This is a genomic window from Propionispira raffinosivorans DSM 20765 (assembly GCF_000381065.1).
Classification (GTDB): Bacteria; Bacillota; Negativicutes; order Selenomonadales; family Selenomonadaceae; genus Propionispira; species Propionispira raffinosivorans.
On record NZ_KB905884.1, the window covers coordinates 6,140 to 19,024 of the forward strand.

General features: G+C 36.0%; 17 protein-coding genes and 2 pseudogenes. All 19 read right to left on the reverse strand.

Going from position 1 to position 12,885, the window contains the following annotated elements; all coding sequences use genetic code 11:
• Positions 1-504 precede the first annotated feature (504 nt).
• Positions 505-861, reverse strand: a complete 357-nt coding sequence (locus tag F606_RS0119690) for a PIM7 family immunity protein (protein ID WP_019555599.1) — start codon at positions 859-861, stop codon at positions 505-507.
• 16 nt (positions 862-877) lie between these two features.
• On the reverse strand, positions 878-2,632 hold the full coding sequence (locus F606_RS22855; RefSeq protein WP_019555600.1) for a hypothetical protein: 1,755 nt from the start codon (positions 2,630-2,632) through the stop codon (positions 878-880).
• 162 nt (positions 2,633-2,794) lie between these two features.
• A complete protein-coding gene (locus F606_RS24075; RefSeq protein WP_083924129.1) occupies positions 2,795-2,983 on the reverse strand; it encodes a hemagglutinin repeat-containing protein in 189 nt (62 codons plus the stop codon).
• A 211-nt stretch (positions 2,984-3,194) separates the two neighbouring features.
• The gene (locus tag F606_RS0119700) at positions 3,195-3,449 is read right to left on the reverse strand and encodes a hypothetical protein (RefSeq protein ID WP_245542156.1); all 255 of its coding nucleotides are present in this window, start codon (positions 3,447-3,449) and stop codon (positions 3,195-3,197) included.
• A gap of 20 nt (positions 3,450-3,469) precedes the next feature.
• Positions 3,470-3,736 (reverse strand): hypothetical protein, encoded by a 267-nt coding sequence (locus F606_RS0119705; protein WP_019555602.1) that lies wholly within the window; start codon positions 3,734-3,736, stop codon positions 3,470-3,472.
• Positions 3,737-3,918: 182 nt separating this feature from the next.
• Positions 3,919-4,368, reverse strand: a complete 450-nt coding sequence (locus F606_RS0119710; protein ID WP_019555603.1) for a hypothetical protein — start codon at positions 4,366-4,368, stop codon at positions 3,919-3,921.
• A gap of 83 nt (positions 4,369-4,451) precedes the next feature.
• Positions 4,452-5,507, reverse strand: coding sequence for a DUF637 domain-containing protein (locus F606_RS22865; protein ID WP_019555604.1), 1,056 nt, complete (start codon positions 5,505-5,507; stop codon positions 4,452-4,454).
• 196 nt (positions 5,508-5,703) lie between these two features.
• On the reverse strand, positions 5,704-5,847 hold the full coding sequence (locus F606_RS23585) for a hypothetical protein (RefSeq protein ID WP_211210115.1): 144 nt from the start codon (positions 5,845-5,847) through the stop codon (positions 5,704-5,706).
• 435 nt (positions 5,848-6,282) lie between these two features.
• Positions 6,283-6,555: a hypothetical protein gene (locus F606_RS0119725; RefSeq protein WP_211210116.1), complete on the reverse strand. Its 273-nt coding sequence runs from the start codon at positions 6,553-6,555 to the stop codon at positions 6,283-6,285.
• Entirely contained in the window at positions 6,536-6,733 is a 198-nt protein-coding gene (locus tag F606_RS0119730) for a hypothetical protein (RefSeq protein WP_019555606.1), read from the reverse strand. The genes F606_RS0119725 and F606_RS0119730 overlap by 20 nt, the downstream gene beginning before the upstream one ends.
• 295 nt (positions 6,734-7,028) lie before the next feature.
• Entirely contained in the window at positions 7,029-7,370 is a 342-nt protein-coding gene (locus F606_RS23045) for a barstar family protein (RefSeq protein ID WP_019555607.1), read from the reverse strand.
• A 69-nt stretch (positions 7,371-7,439) separates the two neighbouring features.
• A complete protein-coding gene (locus F606_RS22495; protein ID WP_019555608.1) occupies positions 7,440-8,618 on the reverse strand; it encodes a ribonuclease domain-containing protein in 1,179 nt (392 codons plus the stop codon).
• A 444-nt stretch (positions 8,619-9,062) separates the two neighbouring features.
• A pseudogene (locus tag F606_RS24080) lies at positions 9,063-9,287 on the reverse strand (hemagglutinin repeat-containing protein); the annotation flags it as partial.
• A gap of 133 nt (positions 9,288-9,420) precedes the next feature.
• Entirely contained in the window at positions 9,421-9,600 is a 180-nt protein-coding gene (locus tag F606_RS0119745; protein ID WP_019555609.1) for a hypothetical protein, read from the reverse strand.
• Between the two features lie 164 nt (positions 9,601-9,764).
• Positions 9,765-10,058, reverse strand: a complete 294-nt coding sequence (locus tag F606_RS0119750) for a colicin immunity domain-containing protein (RefSeq protein WP_019555610.1) — start codon at positions 10,056-10,058, stop codon at positions 9,765-9,767.
• Between the two features lie 20 nt (positions 10,059-10,078).
• The gene (locus F606_RS0119755; RefSeq protein WP_019555611.1) at positions 10,079-10,309 is read right to left on the reverse strand and encodes a hypothetical protein; all 231 of its coding nucleotides are present in this window, start codon (positions 10,307-10,309) and stop codon (positions 10,079-10,081) included.
• The gene (locus F606_RS0119760; RefSeq protein ID WP_019555612.1) at positions 10,302-10,718 is read right to left on the reverse strand and encodes a hypothetical protein; all 417 of its coding nucleotides are present in this window, start codon (positions 10,716-10,718) and stop codon (positions 10,302-10,304) included. Before F606_RS0119760 ends, F606_RS0119755 begins: the two co-directional genes overlap by 8 nt.
• Before the next feature lie 111 nt (positions 10,719-10,829).
• On the reverse strand, positions 10,830-11,426 hold the full coding sequence (locus F606_RS0119765; protein ID WP_019555613.1) for a hypothetical protein: 597 nt from the start codon (positions 11,424-11,426) through the stop codon (positions 10,830-10,832).
• A gap of 4 nt (positions 11,427-11,430) precedes the next feature.
• Positions 11,431-12,885: pseudogene (locus F606_RS22885) on the reverse strand (hypothetical protein); the annotation flags it as partial.

The following is a 12,885-nucleotide window of genomic DNA, read 5'->3' on the forward strand; positions in this document are numbered from 1 at the left end:
TATTGACATCTCCACTTAGTATGTTCTAAACTTTGTATATCTTTATCTTGCACGCTAAAGACCTCCCTGTTATTTTTATGCGGTTGGCTAGACCTGCATTTATTGTAACAGGGATTTTTTTTCGACTAAAGTCAAAACCGTCGATTCCGCCGGCTAAGCCGGTGGTTTATTTCGAACAATTAAAAAAATATGTTAAGGTAAACAATTTGTCTTTTGCTTACCCTAACATTTATTACAGAATCGATTTTTTTACTTCCATAGATCTCAATTATTTAGTTGGTTTTTATTTCCACCCGTAAAGTTTAAAAAATTTATCTGGTATTCCTAACTCTATTTGTTCTTTTAGTTCTTTTAAGTAAATACCCATGTCAACTTCATCATATTCCCTACGAAATGACGCGATTCAAGCAGTTCTGATACACAATTGCTAACCTTCATTAATTCTGTGGTGATTTTGGGCAAAATCATGTAGTGAATCGGTTACTCAAGAAATTACGTCTTCTGCTATTTTGCTTTGGCAATATTGATTAAATTGCAATTTACTTCAATATTCATTGGAGGCATCAGTATTTTACAACTTAATAAATTATGGTTATTTACCAAAATATCTTCAACTTCAATATCTTGAATAAAATAAGGTATTTGGGGAATGGTAAGTTTTCTTATTGGGCTTATTCTGTCCTCAGGATTAGTGGTAACTGTTATTTTAGAACAGCCCGTAAACGATAACTTAATATTTCCGTCTGAATCTTCAAATACAATTGTTACCTCATCACCAAAATAATGGGCATCTAAGCTCAATACTCTGGCATCCCAATAATGTAAATTTTCAAGTTCCACTTGAATTTGTTTTGCTTCCATGAGATTTACCTACTTTCTATTTCGCTATTGGTATATGGGCATCTGGATTTTTCCTATCAATAATATTTAAATTCACATCCAAAGGTTTCCCATTTTCATCATATAAATGAACATGGTCATAGTTTGTAACCTTATCGGGTGGGTCAATCCTCATACGGATATTTCCGTCTGCATCTCTAACCGTTGATTCATTTGCCCCTTTTAATATATCTTCAACAGAAGCAACTTCGCCCGCTCCCTCAGTATCCTCACCCTTACTATTCTGTTGCGACGTCTGATTGTTATTTTCTGATTGGGAAAAATAAATTTTTGGATTTGGATTGGTTCCTACTATCGGTAATGATGTAATAGTGTAGGATGAACTAACTCCAACTGGTGCGAGCGATGGTCCTGTCGGACCACTATAACCATCCATAATTCCCTGCATCGCACCTTGCAGTATTGGAACAACATATTTCGGTGGTAATAGGCTATACATTCCATGATTTTGCTCATTGAATCCTTGTACAAACGCATCACTATGGTTATCAATATCTTGTCGAGAAGAAAAAACAGACGCAGGACTCAATGCCCAAATTCTCCCTGATTGGTAGTCATATCCATTTTTAATGGCACTGTTCCAGTTATCGTGAGACTCAACTGCAGTTAAAGGATTTAGTGCTTTCGCTCTTCCAGCATTAAAGCTCTCTGTTGCAGATGGTGCATTATAAATAGGATAGCTATTGCCATCAATAACTATGGCAGCAGTTCCATCTGGATAATAATCATCAATTCTTCCTGTTCGGCTATACTCATAGTCTCCTCTATTAGGTAGATAATCAAATGTCTGTCCATCATTTGAGACAAGTTTTCCTTCGTTATTCCAGTACCCACCTTCTCCTAAAATACTATCTGGAGTCGGGTGTGGAGATGACACTTCGTTTTTAGCGGTATCGTCTGACGTTGAAACAGCTCGTTTTATGTCTTCTTTAATTTCTTGTGCATTTTCTATCTGTTTTTCAGGAATGTTATCTCCATATGTTTCTTCCGATACAGAGGAAGTATCTCCTTCTGTATTTATCTTCATGTACTCACTATTTGCCTGGCTGTTTGCTTCTCTTTTTTCTTTTATTACTTCTTCGGTTTCATCGAGTAGATTTCCTAGAGTATCCCACCCGATATCATGCAGTATATTATTATTTTTTGTCCCAGAAAGGGCCACTGATGCACCTGACTTACTATTTCCTCCTGTCAGTTTAGCTACACCAGCACCTATGACTATACTAGTAAATTCTTTTAATTCTGGTGATAGATTTTGTATTAATTTTGAATTATAACTTGCTTCATTCGTCCCAGCAGAAAATGCCTCGGATGCTGCATTCCCGCCAGATATTTGGCCTATTAACCCGCCAACTACCGCATGCAATGCAATTTTGCTTGCACCACCATCTTGCCAATTTGATGCAATGTTTTTTGCTTCTTCATATAGCTGTGTCGCTTTTTTCAGGTCACCTTTTTTTGCTGCTTCTTCTGCTGCTTTTGCTTTACTTATAGCTTCATTTTGTTTTTGTAGGGCAAGATCGCCAATGGCCTTATAGGCTTCTTGAGCGAATAAATTGGTCAATTCTTGCTTTTCTTGGACTGTTTTCTTGTCAAAGATTTTTCCTAATGCATTCAGCACACCACTAGGATCACGATTTAACTTGCTCAAATCTTGCTTCTGATTACCAGTAACCGTGATTGTCCCATTCGATATAGCTGATTTTGTCGTACTATCAGCATCACCTGACACTGGAATACCAGCGTTTTGATGTAACTTTCCATCAAAACTTACCCCAGTGCTACTTGCACTATAGTCCGCTTTATTCTTAATATCCGAATAGCTCAGTGTAGCCGTACTAATCTTGTTCTTATCTGGCGTAGCATCACTGGAAATGACCGCACCTTTGAGGTTCTAGGATTCATAGTTCGAATCGATTTTTCCTTTGCTGGCATTGCCTTGCAGACCAATTCCTGCGGTTCCTATTTTCCCGCCGCTGCTACTGCTTTTTTCATTATAATTGTCTATATCTTGTTGGCTGGCGAGGTTTAAATTATTGCCGACATTTACTTCGACACGATCACCGCTGGCTTTGGAGCCTATATATTTTCTTTTCTTTTCTTAGTTAAGAAAAATGGCTAACATTTCTGCTAGCCATTTTAACTACTTTTTAGCCAAAGCAAACGAATACTACACGTTGTCTATTGGATGTTTTATCTTATTCTTCAATAGCTTTAATCCTTTTTATAGATATTCATTGGCTTTTTACGATTAATTTATACATATTGGGATGAAAGTGCCCCCTCTGCCTTGATTATGACTCAAAGGCTGCTTTATCAGGGAATATCCCACCTTCTTTTACTACGCACCTTGCTAACCTCTGAGCAGCTCTATCAAAGTAAAACTTTTGTGATTGGTTAGAATCAGGAACAGGCTCTAATTCAAAAAACATATTCGTCTTTTTATTTAATTTGATTCGCCCCATCTGTAGTTCATTAGGACCAAATTTATAAATCACTACTTCATCATCCTCATGCTCTTTAAGCAACAACACAAATGATGCCATCATTTATACCACCTTTCTTTTTTCTATTTTTCAGGAGTCCAAGTACGACCTGACTCAACCGTAGCATCATGAGCGGTTGTATAATCAGTCTTAAAAATGCCCTCAAACTTAGACTCAAACAACTCATGATTAAGTAAATCTATGTCACTCTTAGTATAGGTTCCTTCCTTTAAATGATTCCACGCTTGAGCAATATCGTAATCTGGATTAAATTTACTTATTCCTTCAGTCAGAATATGTTCATTATTAAAAAGATGATCTTTTATTCTTTGAACTCTTTCTTCAGACATACCTGTATTATTTGGAGCTGTGTAACTGCCTATTATTCACACTTTGCTTATTGATTGAATATTATATCCATTATCTACTAAAAAGTTTTTATAGTTCCTCAGTTTTAGTTAAAATTCAACTTTTGATTTTTTTGGCCCCATTTCCCTGATAGCTAATATATGATTTTACGTCACTTTGCTAGTTAATACACTTCATTTATACGTTTATTAAGCCCCTTATAATATATACTAACCGAAAATATATTATCTTTACTAATTTCTAGCAAACAATATGCATTTTCTTTTAAAAAAATAATGGTTTTCTTATTATTTGCTTCATTTCTTGTTTTATATAAAGTCCAATCATTTTTCTTTAGCTCTTCTATACAATACATCTCCATTTTTTCAAAATCTATTGCATATTTGTAACTTGACCTAATAGATCTGGATAAAAACCTTTTATTTATGCTGAAAGTTGATACATTTGCATATGGCGAAAAATCTAGCTGTTCATATTCTTTACATACTAATTCCTCTTGTTTAGTAACAGAAAGATCTCCAAATATACTAAGTATATCAACGATAGTTCCCCCGATAACCATCCACGCTATTATTCCAATTATTATTACTCTTAAAATTAAAATTGGCTTCATAATTCACCTTTTTTCGCTTATAAATTGTAATGCTATTAAAGTGTTTTTTATAATTTATCTTATAGGTATAGTTTTTCATAAAACTAGTCATTATAAATATTACCGGCCAACCAAGCGGTTCTTTTACATACAAGAGTAGTTCCTACGCTAGTTGTAATACTAACTTCAACAGTTATAGCACCGTTAGTAGCTCTTGATACACTAGCTCCAACCAAGGAAGTTCCACCGCCTCCATAACTATCTCCTTCAATAGCATCCAATATAGAATTACCACTTTCCTTCCAATTTGTATCTACATTACCAAACCCAGCTGAACCCGAAACTGGCGGTGCCCAACCAGCACCAAGATCTCCTTGAGCAAATGTATATATATTACCATCTCTATCCATAATAGAGCCGACAGAACCAGAAATAAATTTAAAAATCCCCCCTCCTACTTGTACAAAAACATAATCATTTTTCATAGTTTGAGGATCAGGAATAATTTCTAAGCGAATAGCACAACGAGCTACGGTTTCAGCTAGATTATTATTTTTCGTTCCGCTAACAGCAGTAGATGCACCTGTTTGTGCATTCCCACCAACTATCTTCGATGCAGTAGCACCTACAAGAGCACTAACCCATTGGTGAACATCAGGATCAGTAATTTTTGAAAGTTCCTTCTGTATAGCTTCATTTACTCTCGCGCCCACTGCACCAGAAGCAACTCCACTTCCACCAAGGTCAGACATGATTCCACCAACTAATGCGTGAAGAGCTATTTTTTGTGGACTTCCTTCATCCCACCCATTAGCTTTGCCGATCTTATGGACTTCTTCAAATGCCAATTGTCCAAATAAACCTGCTAATTCTTGTTTTTCTTGAACACTTTTTTTATCAAAGATTTTACCTAAAGCATTTACTACTTGATCAGTATTACGACTAAGATTAGAAATATCTTGATTATGATTACTTCTTATTTCAATAGTTCCAAGAGCAATCGCAGATTTGGTAGTACTGTCCGCATTTCCAGATGCAGGTACACCGATATTCGGAGTGATACCTTTTTCATTATATTTAGCATCTTTAGAAGTATTAACATTGACCCCAATGCTACTAGAGTTATAGTCCGCTTTATTCTTAATATCCGAATAGCTCAATGTATCTGTGCTAAGTTTGTTCTTATCCGGCGTTGCATCACTAGAGATAACCGCACCTTTTAAGTCAGTATTTTTCCTACTTCGATGTTAAAGCCGCCTTGTCCTGCATGGATTTCTGCCTGCGTGGTTACGGATTCATAGTTTGAATCGATTTTCCCTTTGCTGGCATTGCCTTGCAGACCGATTCCTGCGGTTCCTATTTTGCCACCGCTGCTGCTGCTTTTTTCATTATAGTTGTGTCTTCCAATCCAGTTTGGTTTTGATCACGAGACAACACCTGATAAGAAAAGAGGCCAATGAATTTTTTAGTCCATTGACCTCTTTTGTTTGAATTCTTCATTGAAAATTTTTAGGTAAAAACATATTGCTTGATCTATTTCCATCCGTAAAATTTAAAAAATTTATCTGGTATTCGTAATTCTATTTGCTGTTCTATTTCTTAAAAAAAGATGTTCATATCAGCTTTATCATACTACTGTTGGCTACTTTTCAGACTAATTCCATCTCCTCCATTAGAAATACAGCATCCAAAACTACCTCTATCATAGTTAAATATAATTGAAAAATAACTATACGCCGTAAATTTAATACTAAACATTGTATATGGGTCATCTCACTCTTAATAAGTCACATCATTATACCCCATAGAAACCGTCCATGTACCATTTTCATTGAGCTGTAAACCAAATTCCAGATTTTCTTTTTCATAAACATATGCTATTTTCCCCTTTGGTATGTGACGTTTTTTTTTCGTCCACCCTCCATTTTTAAGTAATTATTCATAATACCTTTGGACTTCATCAACCGACATCGGGTATTTATAACAGCTAAAAATCCATCTATTAACAAACTTTCTTTCCACTTTATAGAATATCACTTCAGCTCCTTGAGGTTGCTGGATAGTCTGATATTCTTGGATAATTCTAACTTCACGGTTTCTCCCATCTTCATTATTCCATGCCAAGTATCCGATGATAGTTATTAAAAAAAACACAATTAAAATTTTATACCACATCATCATCTCCCCCTCATTCATCTTCATCTTCATCAATATTAAATATGAATTTTGTACCTGTAACCATTGCACCTGCACCAATATTTGATGCTACTCCAACTTCAGCTGTAACTGTATTCGATGGATTGGGTAGTGATACCGAACCACTTCCCTGAATTAGTAGTCCTTGAGAACCAACAGTGAAACTCACCCCCGCTATTGCAGCTTTCATTTTTTCACTGGGAAGATCTCCTCCATCTGCATCTATAACCGTTCCTATAGATATTCCTTATCTATAAAGTAGCACCAAATCACCCCAAGGAGTCGTAGCATTCTATGTTGATACATCTTTCATAGCCATCGGAATTTATTTGTATTATTTTACCACGCATTGTTTGTAGCCCCCACTCTATTCCATCTTGAGAAATGATCTTAGTTCACTTGGCAGCATAGAGCACCTGAGATGAAAACGAGGTCTATCGGATTTTTTACGTCCACTGACCTCGTTTTTAGTTACAACAAGACACCTAATCAATTAAATAAACTGTAAAAGACTTAGTTTTTCCTTCTACAACAACTCTCGTTACTTCATCCTGCCAAAATGGCAAGATATTATCAATAAAAGTTGATAATATCTTACTTTTTAGATTAGGATCATTTTTCAAAAAACTACCAAAGTAGTTGATAATCAATACATAGCCTTCTTTTTTGAGCCAATCTAAATCTGTCATCCAATCAAGATATCCATCCAATCCACGAGCTGGTATAGGGAATTTAAATACTCTGTTTACCACATTCAAATAATCATGTAAATTCTGGATATCATTACCGTTTATCTCAGCAATATATAAAGAATCCTCCTTTTCCAATTTTTCTCTAAGATTAATTATTTCATTTTTTTTTACATAGTATATTTTATTATTAATAATATTCTCCTCCTACTCTATTTTCAAAAAGCTTGGCAGTCCATTAGGACTTTGGATATCTCCATAATGACTGTTAGTATAGTAAACAGAACCATCACTTCCAACTACAAATCTTTCACCATCTCTACTAGAATTAGGAAGTTTATTATTTACATCAAATTCCTTATAAGTTATCGAATTTCCTGCTGTATCAGTTGTCGGTAAAGTTCCATCATTATTTTGATAAGTTTTTCCAGCTTTTGTTCCAGCAGTTTGTCCAGCAACATTCCCTTGCCATCCACCATTATTATATTTTTTATACATATCCTGTACATTTTGTGGTAAAGACTCAACACGCCCATTTCCAATAGTTTTACCTAACCCCTGTGCTATTTTATTTACCCCAGTAATTGAACCCACTTCCGCAGCAGATCCCATTAATCCAATTTTTTGGTTTTCCCTTTCTGTGTAAAACTCTTTTTTATATTCTTCTGCATAATTAGTATTGGATAGATATATACCTTTTTGGCTTAATTCATATTCAACCCTTGGTCGTAGAAACTCTGCAAAAGATTCCTGCATTACATCTTCTAGATCTATCTTGTTTTGGATGGTATTTAAATTATTAGTGAGGCTATCGTTTTCATTGTAGCTAAACTTAATTCCTAGTGTATCTGCAGCGCTTTCTATCAACAACATAGTCGGTTCATCGGTAGCTTTTAGATCAGGATCTGTTTGACTATTTATATTTATCCAATTTTGAATCACGTCTTTAATATTTGCTTTTACTTCTTCATTTGTTTTTTCATCACCAAAAATTGCCAAAGTTAAGTCAGCAGCAAACTGAATCTGTTGATCATGATCAAGGTCATTATTCTTCGTTTCACTACTTGTTATACTACCGCCAGTCAAAGCATCTCCACCGAGTAATTTAGATGCTGCTGATCCAATTATAAAACTTGCCCATTGGTGTGCTGCTGGATCTGTAATTTTGGACAATTCTCCTTGAAATGCTTGATTTAATCCAGAACTCACTGCACCAGAACCAAAACTACCGCCTCCAAGGCTAGACATCATACCGCCTACTACTGAATCAAGTAATATTTTGTTTTCCCCACCTGCTTTCCATAAAGAAATCTGGTGTAGAGCTTCCTGATATACTACAGGATCTTTATCTTTATTATTAGCAGCATTCGCAACCGCTTTTTTCAATTGTGCATCTGCTAAATCACCAATGGCTTTAAAGGCTTCTTCGCCAAATACTTTTGTTAATTCCTGCTGTTCTTGAACAGTCTTCTTATCAAATATCTTACCTAATATATTTAGTGAATTAGTTGTATCACGACTAAGGTTGTCAGGATTAACTTTTACTCCACCAACAATAATTGTTCCTGGTGAAATAGCAGAGTGAGTTGTGCTATTTGCATCTCCCGAAACCGTTACACCAATATTTGGCGTTAAGCCTTGATCTTTTTTCTTTGTATCTCCACCATTGCTGTAACTTACCCCTGTACTACTTGCACTATAGTCCGCTTTATTCTTAATATCCGAATAGCTCAGTGTATCTGTGCTGAGTTTATTCTTGTCTGGCGTTGCATCACTGGAAATGACCGCACCTTTTAAGTCGGTATTTTTCCCTACTTCGATGTTAAAGCCGCCTTGTCCTGCATGGATTTCTGCCTGCGTGGTTACGGATTCATAGTTCGAATCGATTTTCCCTTTGCTGGCATTGCCTTGCAGACCAATTCCTGCGGTTCCTATTTTGCCGCCACTGCTACTGCTTTTTTCATTATAATTGTCTATATCTTGTTGGCTGGCGAGGTTTAAATCGTTGCCAGCATTTACTTCGACACGATCGCCGCTGGCTTTGGAGCCTAGGATATTTCCTTTTCTTAGCTAACAAAAATGGCTAACATTTCTGCTAGCCATTTTAAGTACTTTTTAGCTAAAGCAAATGAATATTACACGTTGTTTATTGGATATTTCATCTTATTCTTCAATAATTTTAGTCCTTTTATGGATATTCATTTGCGTTTTTTAACGCTTCAATTCTTGCCTTCGCTTTTGTTTGGAGTCGTTCATATACGTCTTTTTCTTTCATTGTAAGTTGATCCGTTGACGTCAGCAGTTTAAGTTCATTTTCGTCATACTGATTCAAAGCCTGATCAACGACTTTTCTTCTTTCGCCTGACAAGTTCTCATTTCTTATCAATTTAATCTGAAATGGCTCTGCATAAGTTACTCAATATTTATCAATTGAGATGAAACGAGAGGTCAAAGGATTTTCACGTCCGTTGATCTCTCTTTTTTATTTCATCCTATAATCTTAATACGAAAAGCGTCCCCAATTGTCACTAATCACGTCCACTCAACAGTATCTTGTAACAGCTTCTTCATTACTTCATCTACTTTAGATTTCACTTCCTGCTCACTATAGTAAACATTTGGTACTTTTAAATCTTCCTCATATGGTGAAAACCTCGCTGTAATTGTAGACAAGTCATAAAACAATTGATTTTCAACTTTGCTTAAAGTATCGTAATCTACCTCAATATCATAGATAACCGTGAACTGATCACAAAAAGTATTAGTATCATACTCGCCCTTTTGATACTGAACTAATAAGTAGTATATCTTTTCCTTCGCTGTCATAAAAAGTTCCCCTTTCGGTATTACTTAGGAATAGCAGGTAAATCTCCTATTGCCTTTCTTGTATACTCAAAATGATATACGGTATTAGTTGCTTTATCATAAAGTACTTCCAGATTGTATGTTTGTCCGTTCTTTGTCATTGTTGTATAATGCATCTCCGCCAGAGAACCACGCGGATCAAGACATGCTTTTGTCGATTCAATAGCGTCACGGAGAGTTTGAACCGGAACAAATCTATCAGGATTATCCATCTGTTGTGCAGCTTTTGATGCAAAGCCAAGACCATCCCATACTTTCAACAGCTTTACTCGCCCCCTTAGCAACCGTAGCCGCATCTTCTATCGCTTTACCTGCTGCCGCCCCCACTACAACCGATCCAACATCCATTGCCACATTTTCTTTTGCTTCTTTTACTTCTCCCGGGGTTTTTATATAGCCACCTAAATCTGTTTCTGTTGCAGCTATTTTTAGATTATTGACCGTACTTACTAATGGAATATAAGGCGCTATTTTTGATACAGTTTCTTTTACATTTTCTTCTTGTGTCGGCATCCTTATTTCAGTCAATGGCGCTGATGTATTCCAAACTGAGCCATCCGGTGCCGTGACATAATGGCCTAATTCAACCGAATAACCTTTCTTTGCATAATAACCACCCACATAGCCTAAACTATATACTTGGCAATCACCATCTGCTGTTGATATATACCACGAATACTACACGTTGTCTCTTGGATATTTCAACTTATTCTTCAATAACTTTAGTCTTTTTTATGGATATTCATTTGCGTTTTTTAACGCTTCAATTCGTTCCTTCGCTTTTATTTGAAGCCGTTCATATTCTTCTTTTTCTTTCATTGTAAGTTGATCCGTTGACGTCAGTAGTTTAAATTCATTTTCAGTATACCTGCTCAAACCCCGATCAACAATTTTTCTTTTCTCCCCTGACAAGTTTTCATTCCTTATCAATTTAATTTGAAATGGCTCTGCATAAATCACGAAAAATCCTGTACTACCATACGAATAAAATACATCATCCTTATATGTGAAAAAATATCCATCATCTCCTTCATATGCATAAACATTATGATCTAAAATAGTGTCCATGCCACCTGTCAAATATTTTTCTTTTAATTCCAACTGGTCTTCCGGTCTAGTGTCGCATAATATCCATCGGGGATATACATCGTTGATCGCAGCTATATATGTTCTAATATCTTTACCAAAAGTATACTTTACATTATCCAACCAAAAAGCAGCATGCGGGATTCCAAGACAAAATGTTACAACAAAAGATATTATATGGTAACAAATAAACAAGGTAAGTATACTTATGCACCATTTTTTCAGTTTTGATTTATTTTTCACTTATTCAGTCCTCCACTATTGTTCCCTGTATATCTGCTGTCCATGTAAAAGGTTGTATAATTCCTACATTCTGATATCCTGTAGCGCCATTGTTTATTAAAGTTATGAGCCCTGCTTTCAGTTCTTCTTTAGCACTTAAATCCGAAGTCCCCTCTATTCTGTCTATATAATTATGATATTCAAAATTATACGCATCTCCTACCTGTCCATAAAATTTAATATTATTATCTTCATCACGTGTTATCTGTATTGCAACCTTCACATTACCATATGCTAGTTTTTGATCAAGACTTGAGGGATTCCCTTCTTCATCATGCTGATTATAGTCAATTGATGCATATACATATTTAGTTTCACCCGGGCTCAATGTTGCAGCAGCTTTTTTTATGCCATTTCTAAGAATAGCGGAATTCATCAGATCTTCTGAAACATTGTCTCCCACATCAAAATGCACAGAATTTCCATTTCCATATATTGCTTGACTTAAAAGCATGGAAGCAATTGGTGTATTCATAGCATAATCACTTCCAATTGCACCCGCAGTTGCCTCCACTTTTGCGTCCACATACAACCAGTTAGCCAGCATGTCATGCTCACGCATAAAATCGGTTGCTCCTGTTTTACTTTCTTCCAATTCAGCTTGCATTTTTTCATACATTTGAATTTGTGCCTCTGAAAGCTGCGCTTTCTCTATAATCCCATTTAATTCATTGTTTTTTGTCCCACTTGCAGCAGTACTTGCACCAGTTTGGGCATCTCCGCCTACTGCTTTGGCTGCTGCTGCACCTATAAGTGCACTTGCCCATTGCCTCATATCCGGTTGATTTTTAAACCGTTTTTCTAATTCTTTCTGTACTGCTTCATTTACCCCTGCGCCTACTGCTCCAGATTTGAAACCACTGCCTGTTATTTGAGACATGATTCCACCGACAAATGCATGGAGTGCTTTTTTTTGTGGACTTTCTTCATCCCAACCATGAGCTTTACTAATTTTGTGGACTTCTTCAAAAGCAATTTGTCCAAATAAATTAGCCAGTTCTTGTTGCTCTTCTATTTTCTTTTTATCAAAGATTTTTCCCAATGCATTTAATGATTTTTCTGTAGTTCTACTTAATCCACTTAAATCTTGATTTGGATTACTTCTGACGTCAATAGTGCCACTAGCTACTGCGGATTTTGTTGTACTACTAGCATCACCTTTTGCTGGAGTACCAATATTCGGAGTTAAGCCTTGTTCATTGTACTTTGTATCTCCACCATTACTATAGTTTTTTCCTTTACTGCTTGCACTATAATCCGCTTTATTTTTAATATCCGAATAGCTCAGCGTATCCGTGCTAATCTTATTCTTATCTGGCGTTGCATCACTGGAAATGACCGCACCTTTCAGGTCGGTATTTTTTCCTACTTCGATGTTAAAGCCGCCTTGTCCTGCATGGATTTCTGCCTGCGTGGTTAC